This window comes from Bradyrhizobium sp. 76 (genome assembly GCF_023073025.1).
Taxonomy (GTDB): Bacteria; Pseudomonadota; Alphaproteobacteria; order Rhizobiales; family Xanthobacteraceae; genus Bradyrhizobium.
Genome location: NZ_JADPIS010000149.1, coordinates 72,539 through 91,493, shown reverse-complemented (window position 1 = coordinate 91,493; position 18,955 = coordinate 72,539). Strand labels below are relative to the sequence as shown.

General features: G+C 64.6%; 17 protein-coding genes. 4 read left to right on the top strand and 13 right to left on the bottom strand.

What is annotated here, in order from left to right:
- Positions 1 to 2: 2 nt before the first annotated feature.
- Positions 3 to 2,207, top strand: a complete 2,205-nt coding sequence (locus IVB48_RS35905) for a xanthine dehydrogenase family protein molybdopterin-binding subunit (protein ID WP_247407683.1) — start codon at positions 3 to 5, stop codon at positions 2,205 to 2,207.
- A gap of 57 nt (positions 2,208 to 2,264) precedes the next feature.
- On the opposite strand, the gene IVB48_RS35900 is transcribed toward IVB48_RS35905, so the two are convergent.
- Both IVB48_RS35900 and IVB48_RS35895 read right to left on the bottom strand, forming a co-directional pair.
- The gene (locus tag IVB48_RS35900; RefSeq protein WP_027517015.1) at positions 2,265 to 2,477 is read right to left on the bottom strand and encodes a hypothetical protein; all 213 of its coding nucleotides are present in this window, start codon (positions 2,475 to 2,477) and stop codon (positions 2,265 to 2,267) included.
- Between the two features lie 185 nt (positions 2,478 to 2,662).
- Positions 2,663 to 3,712, bottom strand: coding sequence for a hydroxyacid dehydrogenase (locus IVB48_RS35895; RefSeq protein ID WP_247407681.1), 1,050 nt, complete (start codon positions 3,710 to 3,712; stop codon positions 2,663 to 2,665).
- A gap of 278 nt (positions 3,713 to 3,990) precedes the next feature.
- Between IVB48_RS35895 and IVB48_RS35890 the strand changes: the two genes are divergently transcribed.
- From IVB48_RS35890 to IVB48_RS35880, 3 genes are all read left to right on the top strand, one after another.
- Entirely contained in the window at positions 3,991 to 4,557 is a 567-nt protein-coding gene (locus IVB48_RS35890) for a thiamine pyrophosphate-binding protein (RefSeq protein ID WP_247407679.1), read from the top strand.
- 11 nt (positions 4,558 to 4,568) lie between these two features.
- Complete coding sequence (locus IVB48_RS35885; RefSeq protein ID WP_247407676.1) at positions 4,569 to 5,171, top strand: thiamine pyrophosphate-dependent enzyme; 603 nt, start codon at positions 4,569 to 4,571, stop codon at positions 5,169 to 5,171.
- A gap of 76 nt (positions 5,172 to 5,247) precedes the next feature.
- Positions 5,248 to 5,625, top strand: a complete 378-nt coding sequence (locus tag IVB48_RS35880) for a VanZ family protein (RefSeq protein WP_247407675.1) — start codon at positions 5,248 to 5,250, stop codon at positions 5,623 to 5,625.
- Positions 5,626 to 5,667: 42 nt separating this feature from the next.
- Here the strand turns inward: IVB48_RS35880 and IVB48_RS35875 are convergent, their stop codons facing one another.
- The 11 genes from IVB48_RS35875 to IVB48_RS35825 form a co-directional block, all read right to left on the bottom strand.
- Positions 5,668 to 6,051, bottom strand: coding sequence for a DUF1236 domain-containing protein (locus IVB48_RS35875; RefSeq protein ID WP_007593296.1), 384 nt, complete (start codon positions 6,049 to 6,051; stop codon positions 5,668 to 5,670).
- A 115-nt stretch (positions 6,052 to 6,166) separates the two neighbouring features.
- Positions 6,167 to 7,051 (bottom strand): 2-hydroxy-3-oxopropionate reductase, encoded by an 885-nt coding sequence (locus IVB48_RS35870; RefSeq protein WP_247407672.1) that lies wholly within the window; start codon positions 7,049 to 7,051, stop codon positions 6,167 to 6,169.
- Between the two features lie 12 nt (positions 7,052 to 7,063).
- A complete protein-coding gene (gene hyi, locus IVB48_RS35865; protein ID WP_247407670.1) occupies positions 7,064 to 7,849 on the bottom strand; it encodes a hydroxypyruvate isomerase in 786 nt (261 codons plus the stop codon).
- A 12-nt stretch (positions 7,850 to 7,861) separates the two neighbouring features.
- The gene (gene gcl / locus IVB48_RS35860) at positions 7,862 to 9,652 is read right to left on the bottom strand and encodes a glyoxylate carboligase (RefSeq protein WP_247288884.1); all 1,791 of its coding nucleotides are present in this window, start codon (positions 9,650 to 9,652) and stop codon (positions 7,862 to 7,864) included.
- Positions 9,653 to 9,805: 153 nt separating this feature from the next.
- Positions 9,806 to 11,608, bottom strand: coding sequence for an adenine deaminase C-terminal domain-containing protein (locus IVB48_RS35855; RefSeq protein WP_247407668.1), 1,803 nt, complete (start codon positions 11,606 to 11,608; stop codon positions 9,806 to 9,808).
- Between the two features lie 85 nt (positions 11,609 to 11,693).
- Positions 11,694 to 12,494, bottom strand: coding sequence for an NYN domain-containing protein (locus IVB48_RS35850; RefSeq protein ID WP_247407666.1), 801 nt, complete (start codon positions 12,492 to 12,494; stop codon positions 11,694 to 11,696).
- A gap of 52 nt (positions 12,495 to 12,546) precedes the next feature.
- On the bottom strand, positions 12,547 to 14,046 hold the full coding sequence (locus IVB48_RS35845; protein WP_027569151.1) for a tripartite tricarboxylate transporter permease: 1,500 nt from the start codon (positions 14,044 to 14,046) through the stop codon (positions 12,547 to 12,549).
- Positions 14,046 to 14,531 carry a tripartite tricarboxylate transporter TctB family protein gene (locus IVB48_RS35840; protein ID WP_085352319.1) on the bottom strand — a complete coding sequence of 162 codons (486 nt, stop codon included), beginning with the start codon at positions 14,529 to 14,531 and terminating at the stop codon, positions 14,046 to 14,048. Before IVB48_RS35840 ends, IVB48_RS35845 begins: the two co-directional genes overlap by 1 nt.
- Positions 14,528 to 15,496, bottom strand: coding sequence for a tripartite tricarboxylate transporter substrate binding protein (locus IVB48_RS35835; protein ID WP_018458586.1), 969 nt, complete (start codon positions 15,494 to 15,496; stop codon positions 14,528 to 14,530). Before IVB48_RS35835 ends, IVB48_RS35840 begins: the two co-directional genes overlap by 4 nt.
- A 103-nt stretch (positions 15,497 to 15,599) precedes the next feature.
- The gene (locus IVB48_RS35830; protein ID WP_027569149.1) at positions 15,600 to 16,442 is read right to left on the bottom strand and encodes an IclR family transcriptional regulator; all 843 of its coding nucleotides are present in this window, start codon (positions 16,440 to 16,442) and stop codon (positions 15,600 to 15,602) included.
- Between the two features lie 61 nt (positions 16,443 to 16,503).
- Positions 16,504 to 18,633, bottom strand: a complete 2,130-nt coding sequence (locus tag IVB48_RS35825) for an acetate--CoA ligase family protein (RefSeq protein ID WP_247288877.1) — start codon at positions 18,631 to 18,633, stop codon at positions 16,504 to 16,506.
- Positions 18,634 to 18,955: the final 322 nt, after the last annotated feature.

The window sequence follows — 18,955 nt, the reverse complement described above, 5'->3', positions numbered from 1 at the left end:
CCATGAACGCTTATGTCGGAACGCCAACGTCGCGTGTCGACGGCCGCGCCAAGGTCACCGGCGCCGCCAAATACGCCGGCGAATTTCCGGCCGACAAGCTCCTCCATGGGTTCGTCGTCGAGGCTACCATTCCATGCGGGCGCATTGCCCGCCTCGACACCAATGCGGCGCTGCAGATCAAGGGTGTGCTCGACGTGCTCACGCATGCGAACCGTCCGCCGCTGGCCGATAAGGACGAGGCGTGGAAGGACGAGGTGGCGCCCGAGGAAGGCTCGCCTTTCCGTCCGCTTTATGATGACAAAATCAAGTTCAATGGCCAGCCGATCGCACTGGTCGTCGCGGAGGACTGGGAAACCGCGAAATTCGCCGCGACGCTTGTGCGGGTCGACTATGAGCAGCATGGTTTTGCGACCGACCTCGAAGGCGAGCGCGGCAACGCTGCCGAGAAGGACAAGCCGCATAAGCCGCGGGGCGACGCCGCAGCCGCCCTTGCGGGAGCTGATGTGCGCCATGTGGCGGACTACGTGATACCGACCGAGCATCACAACCCGATGGAGCTCTATGCGACCACGGCGGTCTGGGACAGCAATGGCAAGCTCACGATCTATGACAAGACGCAGGGCGTCCAGAACGTCCACAAATTTCTCTGCGGCGTGTTCGACAGGAAGCCGGAGGACATTCGGGTGATCTCGCCATACGTCGGCGGCGCCTTCGGTTCCGGCTTGCGGCCGCAATATCAGGTGGTGTTGGCAACGCTCGGCGCGCTCGCGCTGAAACGGTCCGTTCGCGTCGTGCTGACACGGCAGCAGATGTACGGGCTCGGCTACCGGCCAATGACCATCGAGCGCGTCGGGCTCGGCGCAAAGTCAGATGGTACGCTCGATGCGGTCACGCACGAGGCCATTGCCGTCACCTCGCGCTACGAGGATTTTGCCCGCAACGATACCGGCTGGGCCGAACAGCTCTACCGCAGCCCGAACAGCCGCTTGTCCCACAAGCTGGTCCACCTTGACGTCTCCACCCCCTGCGACATGCGCGCACCGGGCGCGGCGTCGGGCGTCTGCGCGCTCGAATGCGCGATGGACGAGCTTGCCGTCGCACTCAAGCTCGACCCGGTCGACCTGCGGCTGAAGTGCTACTCGGACCGCGACCAGAGCGAAAACCTGCCCTACACCAGCAAGCAGTTGCGGGCATGCTACGCGCGCGGCGCGGACGCCTTCGGCTGGAGCAGACGCAATCCTGCGCCGCGCTCGATGCGCGACGGCAAGGAGCTGGTCGGCTGGGGCATGGCCACTGGTGTGTGGGAAGCACTGCAGATGCCAGTCGCCGTCCGTATCGTGCTGACGTCGAACGGACATGCCGAGGTGTCTTGCGCGGCATCCGACATCGGCACCGGCACCTACACGATCGTGGCGCAGGTCGCAGCCGATGCGCTCGGCCTGCCGATCGAGAACATCAGCGTCAGGCTCGCAGATTCCAGTCTGCCGCAGGCGCCTGTCGAGGGCGGCTCCTGGATGGCTGCCTCGAGCGCACATGCGGTGCTCGCAGCCGCCGAGGAGGTGCGCAAGGAACTGTTACGCCTGGCCGGGAAGATGCCAGGCTCGCCGCTCGCCGGCGCCGAGTTGGCCGATACAGTGCTGACCGACGGCAGCATTGCCAGGGCCAGCGACAACAGCCGCGCGGTCTCGATCGCCGACGCAATGCGCCATGGCGGGGTCGAACGCATCGAGAAGGAAAAGCTCAACCAGTTCGATGAGGACAAGAAGCACGCGCGCAACACCCATTCGGCCGTCTTCGCCGAGGTCAAGGTCGACGAAGAGCTAAATGTCGTTCGCGTGACGCGGGTCGTCAGCGCCGTCGCGGCCGGGCGGATTCTGAACACCAAGACTGGCCGCAGCCAGATCATGGGCGGCGTGGTCTGGGGAATCGGGATGGCCCTGCACGAGGAGACGGTGATGGATCACCGCTTCGGCCGGATCATGAATGCGAATATCGCCGAGTACCACATTCCGGTGAACGCAGATGTTCGCGACATCGACGTGATCTTCGTCGACGAGCCGGACGCGCACATCAACGCGCTCGGCATCAAGGGCATTGGCGAAATCGGCATTGTGGGCGTCCCGGCGGCGATCGCAAACGCCGTCTATCACGCCACCGGCAAACGCATCCGCCGCTTCCCGATCACACTGGACAAGCTGCTCGACTGAGACGGTGCAGCGGTCCCGCTCGGCGGCGTCACCTGAGGACGCGCCCGACGCCAGACCTCACGACGGAAAGTCAGCGGGTCTGACCTGGATGCGGTCGGCATGCAACGACCAATGGTGCAACGCCTGGTCCTCACAAAATCTTGCCTTCGCCCGCTCTCTGGCTTCGTCCTCGTCGGAAGCGTCGACCTCGAGCGTGCCTTGGCACACCTCGATCTGCCGGCCGTATTGGCCGAGCACGTCCTTCATGAACCTGACCACATAAGTTGACATGGGACCTCCTGCCTGCCCCGGCGGCGCTCACTCTAATCCCATTTAGCCGGAATCCGGGAGGGAGATTTTGACGCGGATCAAAGTCGGGCGCGGTTCCCGCCCGCCGGTCATTCCATGGCGCGTCGTAGCGCCGGCAGATCGGGCAGCAGCAGCATCGCAAACCGGAAGGACAAAGCGATCTCCGACTACCCCGGCGTCACACCAAACGCCTGCTTGAATCGCTCCGCATAGCGTGGCCAGACCTCGGGATTGATGATGCGCGGCGGGCGCTTGCCGTCGAGCGTCTGCAGCACCTGCTCGGCGGCGATCCGACCCATATTCTGCCGTGCCTCGACCGTGACGCCCGCGGTATGCGGGCTCGCCAGCACGTTGTCGAGCTGGAGCAGCGGATGCTCCGGTGGCGGCGGCTCCTTGGACCAGACGTCGAGACCGGCGCCCGCAATGCGCTTGTCACGCAACGCCTGGAGCAGCGCATCTTCGTCGTGGATGAAGCCACGCGCCGTGGTGATAAAGTACGCATGCGGCTGCATCAACCCAAACTCGCGCACGCTGATCATATTGCGGCTGCCCTTGTCGAGCGGACAGGAGATCGAGACGAAGTCCGCGCAGCGCAAAAGCTCGTCGAGCTCGACCTTCTCGCCACCCCGCTCGGCCATCACCTCGGCCGTCAGGTACGGATCGTAGGCCAGCACCTTCATGCCGAACAGGCCCTTGCACAGCGCGGCGATGCGCCGGCCGACATTGCCGAGGCCGATGATGCCGACCGTTTTGTGCTCGACCTCGTTGCCGACGAGCTCGTTGCGGTTGACGTTGGCCTCCCTGCGAAGCTTGCGGTCGGACTGGATGATGCGCTTGGACAACGTCAGCATCATCGCCAGCGCGTGCTCGGCGACAGAATGGGCATTGCCGCCGGACTGGTTGACGACCAGCACGCCGGCATCGGTGCAGGCCTCGACGTCGACAGGATCGAATCCCGCGCCGTTGCTGGAGACGAGCAGCAGGTTCGGCGCGCGCTTCAGGAAGGCAGCATCGACATGGAAGTGCGGGGCCAGTTCGTCGCGGGCGGCGCCGATCTGGTAGACATGAGCCGCTTCGATGATCGGCGCGAAAAAGTCCTCGGGGCTCTCGTTCTCGATGCGATCGAGCCGGACGTCGGGCCGCGCCTTCAGGATGTCGATGTAGATCGGGTTGGCCAGATATTTGACGTAGAAGACGCGCTTGCTGTTGACGGACATCGGGACCCTTCCGGCTTTCTCCAGGAGATCCGCAGGGCCAGCGCGGCGCGCTCTCCTTCCATGCGTTCCTCCGTTCTCTTGTTATTGCCGCTTATGACACGGTGGCGCCGGCCGCGGCAGGCCGTCTGGCGCAGATCACGGTGCAGCCCGGACATGTTGACAATCCCGCTGCCTGCGTCAAGTTCGGCAGACCGCCGCGACGGCCAAGACGACGCCTAAGACGCCGCCTGAGACAATGGCAAAGACCAAGAAGCATGCGCGGCCGAAGGGAGAACGCAATGGCGATTGCGGAGCAACAGACCTCGTCCAAGGCGGCGCAGACCTCCAGCGACAAGAGCTGGCACGGCATCGTCCTGCAAACCCTGAAGCGGAACGAGATCAGCCTCGTCCCTTACGTGCCCGACCGCGTGCTGACGCCGCTGATCAAGAACCTGCACGCCGATCCGTACTTCACCACCTTTGCCACCGCCCGCGAGGAGGAGGCCGTCGGCATCGTCTCGGGCGCCTGGATGGGCGGACGGCGCGGTGCGGTGCTGATGCAGACCTCGGGCTTTGCGACGCTCGCCAACGTGCTGGCCTCGCTCGCGGTGCCCTACCAGATTCCGCTGATCATGTTCGTGTCCGAACGCGGCACGCTCGGCGAATTCAACTACGGCCAGTCACTGGTCTGCCGCACCATGCGTCCGGTGCTGGATTCTCTGGCGCTGGAGCATCACACCATCACCCGGCTCGACGAGCTCGAATTCATTGCCGACCGTTCGATCAAGCAGGCCGTGACGACGCAGGCGCCGGTCGCGCTGATCCTCAACCCGCTGCTCACGGGCGGCAAGGTGTTCGACAAGTGAGGCCGGCGCAAATGAATACAGACGCGCGCAACACCAAAGTGATGAACCGCTTCGACGTCACCTCGCGCCTGATCGCGAAACTCGAGCACGAGGAAGCCGTGATCGGCGGCATCGGCAACACCAATTTCGACCTCTGGGCCGCCGGCCACCGTCCGCAGAATTTCTACATGCTCGGCAGCATGGGGCTCGCCTTCCCGATCGCGCTGGGCGTGGCGCTGGCGCAGCCGGACCGGCGCGTCTTCGCGCTCGAAGGCGACGGCTCGCTGCTGATGCAGCTCGGCGCGCTCTCGACGATTGCGGCGTTGAAGCCGAAGAACCTCACCATGATCGTAATGGACAACGGCATCTATCAGATCACCGGCGCGCAGCCGACACCGGCCGCGAACGTGGCTGACATCGTCGCCATCGCGACCGGCTCCGGGCTTGCCAACAGCGCCTGGGCCGCGGACGAGGAGGATTTCGAGCGTCTGGTCGAAGAAGCCATGTCGGCCGGCGAGCCGAGCCTGATCGCCGTTCGTATCGATGACAAGCCTGGCGTCGGCGCCACCCGACGCGACCCCGTACAAATCCGGGAACGCTTCATGCACGGCCTGGGCGTGCGTGAGCCGCTTTAACGTTTCGTCATTAACTACACGGCGATCTGATCCCGGCCCCTCGGCAGGCTGCTGCAATCCATGCTAAGCGGTGCGGATGTCCATTTTGGTTCGCTCCTCTGCCTGGCTGCTTGCCGCCGCCGTCGCCTTTGCAACCCTCGGCCCGCCCGGCCTGCGGCCCCATTCCGACCTTGGCCAGGACGGTGAACACGCCCTCGCCTTCGTCCTAGTGGGACTAGCCTTCGGCCTCGCCTATCCGCGCCGCCGCCTGTCGGCTACAGCCATCGCTGTGGTGCTGGTCGGCCTGCTCGAACTGATGCAATTCTGGGCACCGGGACGACATGCGCGGCTGGAGGACTTTCTGGTCGATGCCGGCACCACCTGCATCGGCTTCGCCCTCGCGGCCGTCGCCGATTGGGCCTTGACGCGGTTTCGCGCAAATTCGGCCGTGACGAGCCAAGGCCCCGCGGAGTGATGCTCCGCAGGGCCCGCCTTTCAAAGCTCACGCTCCGATTGATCAGTCGATGATCTTGACGACGCGGCGCGTGCGCGGCTCCACGATCACGCGGCGATCGTTCACGACCGCATAGCGATACTCGGTGTAGTTCGGCACGGGCCGCAGCACCACGGTCGGCGGCAGGGGCTCGCCGACCACGACGCGCTCGTGAACCACGACGGAATCATCACGCGGAATTCCGCCCAGGATCGCGTTCGGAATTTCAAGGCCGGCGCCCACGGCTGCACCGACGGTACCACCGACCATCGCACCGACCGGACCGCCAATGTCGCCGCCCGCGCGTGCGCCGTTCCTGGCGCCCTCTTCGGTCGTCGACTGAGCAAAGGCCGCACTCGACGCCAGCAGCGACGCGGCAGCCAACGAAATCGCAAGACGGGTTTTCATGTGCTTATGTCTCCAGTGATTGTTGTGCGCCTTCAACCGCGGGGCCGGATCATTGTTCCGGTTCCCTCGCCCGATCTAGCCAGAACCACAACGGAGACTGTTACCCGGTAACAGTTCAGGCCGCGGCGATCTCGTGCCTCGCCATCAGTTCCAGCGCGCGCACCATCGCCGAATGGTCCCAGCCCTTGCCGCCATGCGCGGCGCAGGACGAGAACAGTTGCTGCGCCACTGCGGTGCTCGGCAGCGACAGGCCGAGCGCGCGGGCGCCTTCAAGCGCGAGGTTAAGATCCTTCTGGTGCAGCTCGATGCGGAAGCCGGGATCGAAATTGCGCTTCACCATGCGCTCGCCATGCACTTCGAGAATCCGCGAAGACGCAAAGCCGCCCATCAGGGCCTGCCACACCAGCGCCGGATCCGCACCGGCTTTCGACGCGAACAGCAGCGCTTCGCTGACCGCCTCGATCGTCAACGCGACGATGATCTGGTTGGCGACCTTCGTGGTCTGGCCGTCGCCATTGGCGCCGACCCGGGTAACGTTCTTTCCCATCCTGTCGAAGATCGGCTTCATGGTGTTGAAGGCGCGCTCGGGGCCACCGACCATGATGGTGAGGCTTGCCGCCTTGGCACCAACCTCCCCGCCTGACACCGGTGCGTCGAGATAATCCGCGCCGAGCGCCTCGATCTTCTTCGCAAACTCCTTGGTCGCCAGCGGCGAGATCGAGCTCATGTCGACCACGATCTTGCCCTTGGAAATGCCGCCCGCGACGCCGTCCTTGCCAAACAGCACGGCCTCCACCTGCGGGGTATCCGGCACCATGATGACCGCATCCGCCTCCTCCGCAACCTCCTTGCTTGACTTGCAGATGACGCCGCCGGCGGCGATCAGCTCGGGTGCGACCGGCCCGACATCGTGCAGGAGAACGCGATGGCCTGCGGCCAGAAGATGACCGGCCATCGGCCGTCCCATGGTGCCAAGTCCGATAAAGCCGATGTCGATCATGTCAAAGTTTCCTCAGGTCTCGAAAGTCTGCGCCGCGTGCCAGGACAAGCCGTCCAGCGTCGTGGTGCGCGGCTTGTATTCGCAACCGATCCAGCCGCGATACCCGATCGCGTCGAGATGGCGGAACAGGAAGGGATAGTTGATCTCGCCCGTGCCGGGCTCGTGGCGGCCGGGATTATCGGCGAGCTGGATGTGCGCGATCTGCGGGAGATATTCCTGCATGGTACGGGCGAGATCGCCCTCCATGATCTGCATGTGGTAGATATCGTACTGGATGAACAGATTGTTCGAGCGCACCTCGGAGATCAGCTGCACGGCCTGCTCGGTGCCGTTCAGGAAGAAGCCGGGAATGTCGAGCGTGTTGATCGGCTCGACCAGAAGCTTGATGTTCTCCCGCGCCAAGGTCGACGCCGCAAAGCGCAGATTCCCGACCAGCGTTTCGTTGAGCTCACGCGGATCGGCATCGACAGGCGCGATGCCGACGAGGCAATTGAGCTGCTCGCAATCGAGCGCCTTGGCATAGTCGATGGCGCGAAACACGCCGTCCCTGAACTCGCTGACACGATCCGGCAGGATCGCGATGCCGCGCTCGCTCGCGGCCCAATTGCCGGCCGGCAGATTGTGCAGCACCTGCGTCAGCCCATGGCTGTCGAGCTGCTCGCGCAACTGCGCCTTCTCGAAATCATAGGGGAAGAGGTACTCAATCCCGGAAAAGCCCGCCGCTTTTGCCGCGGCGAAACGGTCCATGAACGGCATCTCGTTGAAGAGCATGGTGAGGTTGGCGGCGAATTTCGGCATGATGCTGGTCCCCTATTCCGCCGGCTGCAGCACGCCCGGCCGCGCGGTCGCGACCTCGTCGAGCGGCAGGTCCAGCACCTCCTCGAACTCGACGACGTTGTCGATTTCCGTGCCCATCGCGATGTTGGTGACGCGCTCGAGAATGAACTCGACCATCACAGGCACGCGGTACTTCGCCATCCATTCGCGTGCGGTGGCGAACGCGGCCTGCGCGTCCTTGGGATCGGTGACGCGAATCGCCTTGCAGCCGAGCCCTTCGGCGACGGCGACGTGATCGACGCCGTAGCCGCCGAGCTCGGGCGCGTTGATGTTCTCAAAGGAGAGCTGGACGTGATAGTCCATGTCGAAGCCGCGCTGGGCCTGGCGGATCAGGCCGAGATAGGAATTGTTCACGACGACATGGATGTAGGGCAGGTTGAACTGCGCCCCGACCGCGAGCTCCTCGATCAGGAACTGGAAGTCGTAGTCGCCCGAGAGCGCGACGATATCGCGATCCGGGCACGCCGCGCGCACGCCGAGCGCCGCAGGTAGGGTCCAGCCGAGCGGCCCCGCCTGCCCGGCATTGATCCAGTTGCGCGGCTTGTAGACACCCAGGAACTGCGCACCGGCGATTTGCGAAAGGCCGATCACGGTGACGTAGCAGGTGTCGCGGCCAAACGCCTTGGTCATCTCCTCGTAGACGCGCTGGGGCTTGATCGGGACGTTGTCGAAATGGCTCTTGCGCAACATCGTCTTCTTGCGGTCCCGGCAGGAAGCGGGCCACGCCTGGCGCTCGCGCAACCTGCCTGAGCGGCGCCACTCCCTGGCGACGGCGACGAACAGTTCGAGCGCCGCCTTCGCGTCCGAGACGATGCCGAGGTCGGGATTGAACACGCGCCCGATCTGGGTCGGCTCGATATCCACATGCACGAAGGTGCGACCCTTGGTGTAGGTCTCGACCGAGCCGGTGTGGCGGTTTGCCCAGCGGTTGCCGATGCCGAGCACGAAATCGGATTCGAGCATGGTGGCATTGCCGTAACGATGGCTGGTCTGAAGACCGACCATGCCGGCCATCAGCACGTGGTCGTCGGGGATGGCGCCCCAGCCCATCAGCGTCGGCACAACCGGCACGTTGGCGATCTCGGCGAATTCCACCAGCAAATCCGAGGCGTCGGCGTTGATGACACCGCCGCCCGCGACGATCAGCGGACGCTCGGCCGCATTGAGCATCTCCAGCGCCTTCTCGACCTGCTTGCGGGTCGCGCTGGGCTTGTAGACCGGCAGCGGCTCGTAGGTCTCGTCGTCGAACTCGATTTCGGCGAGCTGCACGTCGAGCGGCATGTCGATCAGGACCGGGCCGGGCCTTCCCGAGCGCATCACGTGAAACGCCTGGCTGAACACGCGGGGCACCAGCGCCGGCTCGCGCACCGTCACCGCCCATTTGGTCACGGGCTTTGCGATCGATTCGATATCGACGGCCTGGAAATCCTCCTTGTAGAGCCGCGCGCGCGGCGCCTGCCCGGTGATGCAGAGGATCGGGATGGAATCGGCGATCGCCGAATAGAGCCCGGTGATCATGTCGGTCCCGGCCGGCCCCGAGGTTCCGATGCAGACGCCGATATTGCCGGCCTTGGCCCGCGTATAGCCCTCGGCCATGTGCGAGGCGCCTTCGACATGCCGCGCCAAGATATGGCGGATTGAGCCGCGCTTCTTCAGCGCCGAGTAAAGCGGATTGATCGCCGCCCCGGGAACGCCAAAAGCAGTCGAGATACCTTCCTTCTCCAGAATTCGCACGGCAGCATCGATGGCTCGCATCTTCGCCATATCGGACCTCGCTTGAGTTGCATTGGCTCGAGCGAGATCATCAGGCCCGCGAGGGCTGCACTCAACGAGATCGATTTTATTTTCCACGATGCGGCAGCCGTGGAAAAATCGCGGCGGTCTCAATCGGTTAGATCGAGACTCGCGTGAAAGCGCTCACTCGAACAGCGGCGCTAGCTGCATCTGCGGCACCAGCACAAGGCCCTTGTCGGTGATACGAATTTTCGGAATAACCGACAGCGGAATCAGATTGAAGCCCATGTAGGGGATGGTGCAGCCGGCTTCCGCCCATTCCTTCTTCAGCACTTTGACCTCTTCCGCCACCTCCGTGACGCGTTTGTCGGACAAGAGCCCAGCGATCGGCAACGGCACCAGGGCCCTCACCTTTCCGTCAGCGACGAGGCAGACGGCGCCCTGTTGCTCCTTGATGGCGGCGACCGCGACCTGCATGTCGGCCTCGTTGGTGCCGGCAACGATGATGTTGTGGCTGTCGTGGCCGACGCTGGAGGCGACCGCGCCGCGCTTGAGGCCAAAGTCCTTCAAGAGGCCATAGGCGACATTGCCGGCCGATTTGCCGTGGCGCTCGACCACCGTGACAAAGCACAGGCCGTAGCGCGCAAACAGCGTCGGCCAGTCCTTTGCGGGCTCGATCGCGATCTTCTCATGGATCAGCGTGATGCCGGGCAACGCGGTCTTGATGGCGTTGACGGTGCAGGCCTTCACCGGCAGTTCCGGCGTCAGCTTCAGCTTCTCCGGCAGCTTCACAGTCGCGTAGGCCGCCTGCGGGTATTGATATCGCTGCGACAATGCCTGATCGAGCCGCGGCGTGATCTTGCGGTTCTCGACCACCAGCTCGCCGCCGTACCAGGTGCATTGCGGCTTCAGATTGTCGTCCATCAGCACCAGATCGGCGCGGCGGCCGCCGCCGAGCCCGCCGATATCGCTGTCCATGTTGAAGCGCGTGGCGCCATGCAGCGATCCCATCGACCAGGCCTGCTCCGGCGACATCCCTGCCTTCACGGCTTCGCGCACCACCCAATCGAGCCCAAACAGCAGGAGATCGTCGGCGTCGCGATCGTCGGTGCATACTGCGGTGCGCTTATGCGAGGCCCCGAGCTCGGTGATGGTCCGGATCGCCTGCGGCAGCGAGTGCCAGGGTGTGGTCGGCGGTCCTCCGCGCAGGAACACCCAGACGCCGGCATCGAGCAAATCGTCGGCGATGTCGCGGTCGATCGCCTCGTGCGTATCGGTGACGCCGCTCGCCGCATAGGCCGCAACGAACTCGCGGCCATAAACATGACCGGATACCGGCCGCCCGCGCTTCAGGGCGGCGGCGAGGATGGCGTGGCTTCGCTCGTCCCCCATGGTGACAGGCACAAAGTCCATCTTCTCGCCGAGCGCGACCGCTTCCGGCCAACGGTCGAACAGGCCGGCGATCTTGTCGGGCGTGAGGTCGCCACCCGCGGTCTCGAGTGCGGCTGAGGTGGCCGGCACCGTGCTTGGCACGGTCAAAAAGATCGACAACGGCGCCTCGCGCGCGTCCTCCAACATCGCCTCGACGCCGGCGACGTCCATGACGTTGCCGATCTCGTGGCTGTCGCAGAAGATCGTAGTGGTGCCGTTGAGCAATGCGGCTTCGGCATAGGCGCAGGCCGTCACCATCGAGGATTCGATGTGGATGTGCGGATCAACTAGGCCCGGCGCGATAATGCCGCCAGCGGCATCGTAGGTCGTGACGCCGCTCCAGGCCTTCTTGGCCGTTCCAGCCGGCTTCACCGCCGCGATGCGGCCGCCGGTGATCCAGACCTCACGTCCCTGATGGACACGCTCCGAATAGGTCGAGAGCACGCGCGCGCCGGTGACGACGAGATCCGGCGCGACACGCGCCGAGGCCACATCGGCGAGACGCCGGGTCATCGAATGCAACGGTGCGACGGCGAAGCGGGTAAGTCTGGTCATCAGGACCCTCGCGTGGCGTTATGGCCCTGCGATGGTTACGCTCCGCGCCCGACCGGGCAAGCGCAAATATAACGGCACGCCCTGCTTACGCCTTAGGCGTCGAACCGCCTGCCGCCGCCGGCCTCGCGGGTCTGCGCGAGTTCCGCCTTCGCGGGGCCGCTGCGGCAGCGGGCTTGACCCGAATCCGCATCGACCTCCCGTTCTGCTCGTCGATCTCAAAGGAATTGGTCTTTCGCACGAGGTCGCTCAGTTTGCGGAAGCCGAACGTTCTCGGATCGAAATCGGACGCGAGATTGGCAAGTTGGCGACCGACTTCCCCGAGCGTCACCCAGCCGTCCTCGCTCTCCATCTGGGTGATGACCTTCTTGATGATGGGGGTTGCGGCATCGGGCGGTTGAAGCGACGTCGATCTCGAGGCGGCGTCCTGGGTGTTCGCCGGCGCGGGAAGCAGGTTCTCCGTGTAGACGAACCTTCGACAGGTCTGCCGGAAGCTCTCCGGCGTCTTCTGTTCGCCGAACCCAAAGACATCGATGCCCTGCTCCCGGATTCGGGCGGCGAGACGGGTAAAATCGCTGTCCGAGGACACCAGGCAAAAGCCGTCGAAACGGCCGCTGTGAAGCAGGTCCATCGCGTCGATGACCAGGGTGATGTCCGAGGCATTCTTGCCGGTCGTATAGGCAAACTGCTGCTGCGGGATGATGGCGTGCTTCGACAGGATGTCGGCCCAGCCCCTCGACCTGGCATTGGAGAAGTCGCCGTAGATGCGGCGAACGCTGGCCTCGCCGATCTTGGCAATCTCCTCGAACAGTCCATCGGCGATCTTTGCCGAAGCATTGTCGGCATCAATCAGGACAGCGAGACGGGGCGAACGGAGCTCTGACGGCATGACTTTTCCCACGAGATGAACGTAGCATTAGAAGACGCTCGCGTCGGGATGGCTAGTCCTCGTTCGCTTTGAAGCGTCCCATCCCTTTCAGCACGAAGGGTGCCAGCAGCGCGATCAACGCCAGCGCAAGCAGCGTCGCCGAGATCGGGCTCTGGAGCAGCGTCATGGGATCGCCGAGGCTGATCGCGAGCGCGCGACGCAGCTGGCTCTCGGCGATCGGGCCGAGAATCAGGCCGACCACGACGGGCGCGATCGGAAAATCGAACCGCCGCATCAGAAAGCCGAGCACGCCGAAGCCGGCCAGCATCGACAGTTCGACCACGGACGGCTTTGCCGCGATGGTGCCCATGGTCGCGAACACGAGGATGCCGGCATAGAGCCACGGCTGCGGGATCGCCAGCAGCCGCACCCACAGGCCAACCAGCGGCAGATTGAGCACCAGCAGCATGCAATTGGCGATGAACAGGCTCGCGATCAGGCCCCACACGAGGTCGGGCCGCTCGGCGAACAGCAGCGGCCCCGGGTTGAGGCCGTATTGCTGGAAGCCCGCCAGCATCATCGCGGCCGTCGCCGAGGTCGGCAATCCCAGCGTCAGGAGCGGCACCAGCGTGCCCGCAGCCGAAGCGTTGTTGGCGGCCTCCGGTCCTGCGACGCCTTCGATCGCGCCCTTGCCGAATTCTTCGGGATGTTTGGTCAGCCGCTTCTCGCAGGAATAGGACAAAAAGGTCGGGATCTCCGCGCCGCCGGCGGGCAGCGCACCGATCGGGAAGCCGAACATGGTGCCGCGCAGCCACGGCTTCCACGATCGCTTCCAGTCTTCCTTGGTCATCCACAGCGAGCCGCGCACCGGCTCGAGCTTCTCCTCGGTGTGGTGACGGCGGGACGCGACGTAGAGCGCCTCGCCCACCGCGAACAGGCCGACCGCGAGCGTCGTCACCTCGACGCCGTCGAGCAGTTCGGGCACGCCGAACGCAAGCCGCGCCTGACCGGTCAGCTTGTCGATGCCGACGAGGCCCAACGTCAGACCAATGAACAGGCTGGTCAGGCCGCGGATCGGGGAATCGCCGAAGGTCGCCGACACCGTGACGAAGGCGACGCACATCAGCGCGAAATAATCCTCCGGGCCAAAGCGCACGGCGAAATCGACTAGCCACGGCGCGAGAAAGGCAAGCCCGATGGTGGCGATGGTGCCCGCGACGAAGGACCCGATCGCGGAGGTCGCGAGCGCCGGCCCGCCGCGGCCGGCCTTGGCCATCTTGTTGCCTTCGAGCGCCGTCGCCATCGAGGCGCTCTCGCCGGGCGTGTTGATCAAGATGGCCGTGGTCGATCCGCCATACATGCCGCCATAGTAGATGCCGGCGAACATGATCAGCGAACCGCCGGGATCGAGCTTGTACGTCACCGGCAGCAGCAGCGCGACCGTCAACGCCGGGCCGATGCCGGGCAGCACGCCCACGGCGGTGCCGAGGAACACGCCGATCAGGGCGTAGAGGAGATTCATCGGCTGGACGGCGACCGCCATGCCATGCGCCAGCGCGGCAAAAGTGTCCATCACAGCAGTCGCTCCAGGGGGCCGGCGGGAAGGCTCAACGTCAACAGCCGGTCGAACGCGAGGTAAATGAGGATCGACATCACCAGGGCGATGGCGGAATCGACCAGGACGGCGCGGCGCCCAAATGCTGCCGAGGTCGTGACGAACAGCGCCGACGTCGCCAGGATGAACCCGCCGCCGAAGCCAATGATGCCGATCAGCAGCGCAAGACCAGCGAGGATCAAGACCACAGGCACAGGATCGGCGCTCTCGCGCGCCGGCAAATGACCGCGCAGCGCGTCGATGAGATTGCCGATCGCGAGCAGCGCGAGGCCGGAGGCGATCACGACCGGCATGGCTTCCGGCCCCATCCCGTACATCGTGGTCGATTGCAGGCCGCGCGCGTCCCAGACCAGCACCGCGGCAAGACCTGCGAGCAACGCAGCAATGACGACGCCGGCGCGATCAACGCGCCGCGGCGGCTGGACCGGATCGCCCGAGGTCATGACTTGACCAGGCCGACTGATCTCAGCACGTCGGTGACGCGCACGGTTTCCTTCTTCAGGAAGTCGGCGAAGGCGTCGCCGCCGAGATACGCATCCTCCCAGCCCTTCTGCTTGAGGATGTCCTTCCAGGCGTCCGACTTCACCATCTTCTCGACCGCGTCGCTCAGCGTCTTGCGCTGCTCCGGCGTGATTCCGGGAGGCGCGACCACCGAACGCCAGTTGGCGATCACGAGGTCGATGCCCTGCTCCTTGAAGGTCGGGATGTCGCTGCCTGGAATGCGCTTCTCCGAGGTCACGCCGATCGCGCGCAGCTTGCCGGACTTGATCTGCCCGTCATATTCACTGAGGCCGGAAATGCCGGCAGTGACCTTCGCGCCGAGAATGGCGGCGAGCGACTCGCCGCCGCCCGAGAACGGGATGTAGTTGATCTTCTTCGCGTCGGCGCCAACGGCGCCGGCGAACAATGCCGCCATCACATGATCGACGCCACCGGCCGAGCCGCCCGCGAAGGTCACCTTGGCGATGTCGGCCTTCACCGCTGCGGCCAGATCCTGCGCGGTCTTGATCGGTGAATTCGCCGGCACCACGATCACCTGGATTTCCTCGGTGAGGCGCGCGATCGGCGTCACCTGTTCGAGCGTGACGGGTGATTTGTTCATGGCGAGCGCGCCCACCATGACGAAGCCGTTGACCATCAGCTGGTTGCCGTCACCCTTGGCGCCGTTGACGAACTGCGCGATGCCGACGCTGCCGCCTGCGCCGGGAACGTTGGTGACCTGCACGCTGCGTGCGACGCCGGCAGCGACCAGCGCCTGCTGCATCGAGCGCGCGGTCTGGTCCCAGCCACCGCCCGGCGCCGCCGGTGCCATCAGCTTGAGCTCGAGCTGCTGGGCAAAGGCCGGCGTCGCTGCCGCAAGGGTCAGCGCGACGGCTGCGCCGACGAGGCGCGCGGGAAGTTGAAACATGGGACGTCTCCGGGCTCATGCGGACGTTTGCCGCATCGTGTCGTTTGGTCGCATATCAGCCAAAACAGCCGACACTGTCCAGTGACATACCCCGGGTTTCCGATTAGCGGGGTGTCGGAACTGCCCCGCCGAGCGCGGCCGTCAGTTCGGCAGCAACATCGCGGACGATCTGCCCGATTTCCGGTAACCGCTGATCGGTCAGCCGGCTCGTCATGCCGGAGACCGAAATCGCCGCGAGCGGCTCGGCGCAGTCGTTGTAGACCACCGCGGCAACGCAGCGCAGGCCCATGCAGGCTTCTTCATCATCCAGCGCGTAGCCTTGCTTTCGGATCTTTTCGAGCTCCTTGAACAGATCGCTCGGCCGCACGATGGATTTCTCGGTCAAGCGTGGCATGCCGTGATGGCGGATGACGGCACCGACGTCCTCGTCGGAATAGGTCGCGAGTACCGCCTTCCCGACGCCGGAGGTCACCATGGGGACGCGGCCGCCGACTTGGGTCAGCGAACGCATGATCTCGCGGCTCTCCATGCGGGTCAGCACGATGATGAACTCGTCGTCGACCATGGCAAGATTAGCGGTCTCGCGGGTAAGATCGCGCAGCTTGCGCAAATAGGGGATGGCCTGGGCGCTGAAATTGCGCCGCCGCGCAAAGCTCGCGCCGACCGTGAAGCTGCGCACGCCGACATGCCATTTGGATTCGGCGCGGTCGAACTGGACGAAGCGGCGGCTTTCCAGCGTGGCGAGCAAGCGGTGCACGGTCGAGGCGGAGAGCCCGGTGCGAACAGCGAGGTCGCTGAGGCGATAGCCCTCGTCGTCCTCGGACAATGTCTCGAGGATCGACAGCGCGCGGTCGACGGATTGCACCCCGCCGTCGCGCGCGTCGTGGTCGGCCTCCGATGGCGATCGGGGCTCGATCGATTTGCGCCGGATCACGTTCCTGCTCATCGCGACCTGACTGTTCTCGCCTCTTCCCGCACGCGAGGAGAGGCGAAGCGGCATCGTCGACTCAGAGCAGCCCTGCCCCGCGCGCCCATTTGTACTTGGCGCCGAGCACTTCCACCGGCAGCTCGGTCGAGTATGCATAGGCCGGGATGCCGTTCTGGTAGAGATATTCGGCGGCCTCCTCGACCTCGACGTCGCCGGCGAGCGAGGCGACGATCGGCTTCACGAAGCCCTTGGCCTCCATCTCCTTCTTCACCTCGACCATGTTGCGGGCGAACACCATCGGCGGCGTGACGATGGTGTGCCAGTAGCCGAGAATGAGCGAATGGATGCGCTCGTCCGTCAGGCCGAGCTTCACCGTATTGACGTAGGTGATCGGCGGCTCGCCACCGGTGATGTCCACGGGATTTCCGGCCGCGCCAAACGGCGGGATGAACTTGCGGAAGGCCGCATCCAGATCCGCCGGCATCGCCATCAGCGACAGGCCGTTGTCGACGCAGGAGTCCGACAGCAGCACGCCCGACCCGCCGGCGCCGGTGATGATCAGCACGTTCTCGCCCTTCGGCGTCGGCAGCACCGGCACGCCGCGCGCGAACTCGAGCAGTTGCCGCAAGCTACGGGCGCGGATCACGCCGGACTGCGCCAGGACATCCTCGTAGATCTTGTCGTTGCCGGCGAGCGCGCCGGTGTGCGACGAGGCCGCCTTCGCACCGGCGGAGGTGCGGCCGGCCTTGAGCACGATGACCGGTTTTTTCTTGGAGACGCGCTTTGCCGCTTCCGCAAAGGCGCGGCCGTCCTTGAGGTCTTCGCAGTGCTGCGCGATCAGGTTGGTGTTCGGGTCCTGCTCGAAGAAGGCGAGCAGATCGTCCTCGTCGATGTCGGACTTGTTGCCGAGGCCGACGATCGCCGACACGCCCATCTTGGCCGAACGGGAGAAGCCGATGATGGCCATGCCGATGCCGCCCGATTGCGAAGACAGTGCCGCATGGCCCTTGACGTCATAGGCGGTGCAGAAGGTCGCGCAGAGATTGGCAGGCGTATAATAGAAGCCGTAGATGTTCGGTCCCATCAGGCGGATGTCGTACTTCTTGCCGACTTCGACGATCTCGGCCTGGAGTTCCGGCGCCCCGGCTTCCGCGAAGCCCGACGGGATCAGAACCGCGCCGGGAATTTTCTTCTCGCCGCATTCGGTGAGCGCCGCGGCCACGAACTTCGCGGGAATTGCGAACACCGCGGTGTCGATCACACCGGGCACGTCCTTGACGCTCTTGTAGGCTTTGTAGCCGAGGATCTCGGCGGCCTTGGGATGGATCGGGTAGATGTCGCCCTTGTAGCCGCCGTTGATGAGGTTCTTCATCACGGAATTGCCGATTTTGCCGTCTTCGGCCGAAGCGCCGACCACGGCAACCGCCTTCGGCTGCATGATGCGGCTCATCGCCGCGACGATCTCTTCGGTCGGGCGCGGCTTCGGCTTGGGCACGTAAGCGAAGTCGACGACGATGCGGACGTCGGCCGCGATCGCGTCCTTGGCCGTCGCGAACACCGGGTTGAGATCGAGCTCGACGATCTCGGGGAAATCGGTGACGAGCTGCGAGACCTTGACGATGACATCGGCGAGCGCGGTGCGGTTCACCGGCTCACCGCCGCGAACGCCCTTCAAAATTTCGTGCGCCTGGATGCCGTCGAGCATCGACAGCGCATCTTGCTTGGTCGCGGGCGCGAGGCGGAAGGTGATGTCCTTCAGGACTTCGACCAGCACGCCGCCGAGACCGAAGGCAACCAGCTTGCCGAACGAGGCGTCGGTGATCGACCCGACGATCACTTCGGTGCCGCCGGCCAGCATCTGCTGCACCTGGACACCCTCGATCTTGGCATCAGACTTGTACTTCCTGGCGTTGCCGAGAATGGTCTCGTAGGCCTTCTCGGCGTCCTCGGCCGACTTGAGGCCAACGATGACGCCGCCGGCTTCGGTCTTGTGGAGAATGTCCGGCGAGACGATCTTCATCACCACCGGGAAACCCATCGAGGCGGCCATCTTGCCGGCCTCGCCGGCCGACTTCGCCACCCCCTCCTTCGGCACCGCAATGCCATAGGCGTCGCAGACCAGCTTACCTTCCGGCGCGGTCAGGCTGGTGCGCTTGTCCGCCTTGACCTGGTCAAGCACCTTGCGGACGGCATCTTTGGAATTGGACATGTGGCTTCTCCCTTGACCTTGGTTCTTGCGTTCTCAAAGCGCGCGCGTGTTGCGGCTGCCCCGTGATGCTTTTCCATTCGCCGCGCTCTGTTCCATGTCGCGGAACGGAGTGGCATAAAGCCGAGATTACTCCGCCGGCTTGGATTAAAAATGGCTGGCGATGGCATTTGGTATGCCAGAAGCCAACTTGTCAAGCTGCAGCGCACCTTAGAACGCTGCAAAAAATAGGCAGCTTGACATTCTGGTATTTGGTATGCCAAAAACTTTCCCGTTAATAATCCTGTAAAAGACGACTCCCACTGGAGGAGATTCGTCGTGTCAC

Coding starts and splice junctions, on each gene's coding strand:
- IVB48_RS35905 (WP_247407683.1), top strand. CDS start 3: ATGAACGCTTATGTCGGAACGCCAACGTCGCGTGTCGACGGCCGCGCC.
- IVB48_RS35900 (WP_027517015.1), bottom strand. CDS start 2,477: ATGTCAACTTATGTGGTCAGGTTCATGAAGGACGTGCTCGGCCAATAC.
- IVB48_RS35895 (WP_247407681.1), bottom strand. CDS start 3,712: ATGTCCGTCAACAGCAAGCGCGTCTTCTACGTCAAATATCTGGCCAAC.
- IVB48_RS35890 (WP_247407679.1), top strand. CDS start 3,991: ATGGCGATTGCGGAGCAACAGACCTCGTCCAAGGCGGCGCAGACCTCC.
- IVB48_RS35885 (WP_247407676.1), top strand. CDS start 4,569: ATGAATACAGACGCGCGCAACACCAAAGTGATGAACCGCTTCGACGTC.
- IVB48_RS35880 (WP_247407675.1), top strand. CDS start 5,248: ATGTCCATTTTGGTTCGCTCCTCTGCCTGGCTGCTTGCCGCCGCCGTC.
- IVB48_RS35875 (WP_007593296.1), bottom strand. CDS start 6,051: ATGAAAACCCGTCTTGCGATTTCGTTGGCTGCCGCGTCGCTGCTGGCG.
- IVB48_RS35870 (WP_247407672.1), bottom strand. CDS start 7,051: ATGATCGACATCGGCTTTATCGGACTTGGCACCATGGGACGGCCGATG.
- hyi (WP_247407670.1), bottom strand. CDS start 7,849: ATGCCGAAATTCGCCGCCAACCTCACCATGCTCTTCAACGAGATGCCG.
- gcl (WP_247288884.1), bottom strand. CDS start 9,652: ATGGCGAAGATGCGAGCCATCGATGCTGCCGTGCGAATTCTGGAGAAG.
- IVB48_RS35855 (WP_247407668.1), bottom strand. CDS start 11,608: ATGACCAGACTTACCCGCTTCGCCGTCGCACCGTTGCATTCGATGACC.
- IVB48_RS35850 (WP_247407666.1), bottom strand. CDS start 12,494: ATGCCGTCAGAGCTCCGTTCGCCCCGTCTCGCTGTCCTGATTGATGCC.
- IVB48_RS35845 (WP_027569151.1), bottom strand. CDS start 14,046: ATGGACACTTTTGCCGCGCTGGCGCATGGCATGGCGGTCGCCGTCCAG.
- IVB48_RS35840 (WP_085352319.1), bottom strand. CDS start 14,531: ATGACCTCGGGCGATCCGGTCCAGCCGCCGCGGCGCGTTGATCGCGCC.
- IVB48_RS35835 (WP_018458586.1), bottom strand. CDS start 15,496: ATGTTTCAACTTCCCGCGCGCCTCGTCGGCGCAGCCGTCGCGCTGACC.
- IVB48_RS35830 (WP_027569149.1), bottom strand. CDS start 16,442: ATGAGCAGGAACGTGATCCGGCGCAAATCGATCGAGCCCCGATCGCCA.
- IVB48_RS35825 (WP_247288877.1), bottom strand. CDS start 18,633: ATGTCCAATTCCAAAGATGCCGTCCGCAAGGTGCTTGACCAGGTCAAG.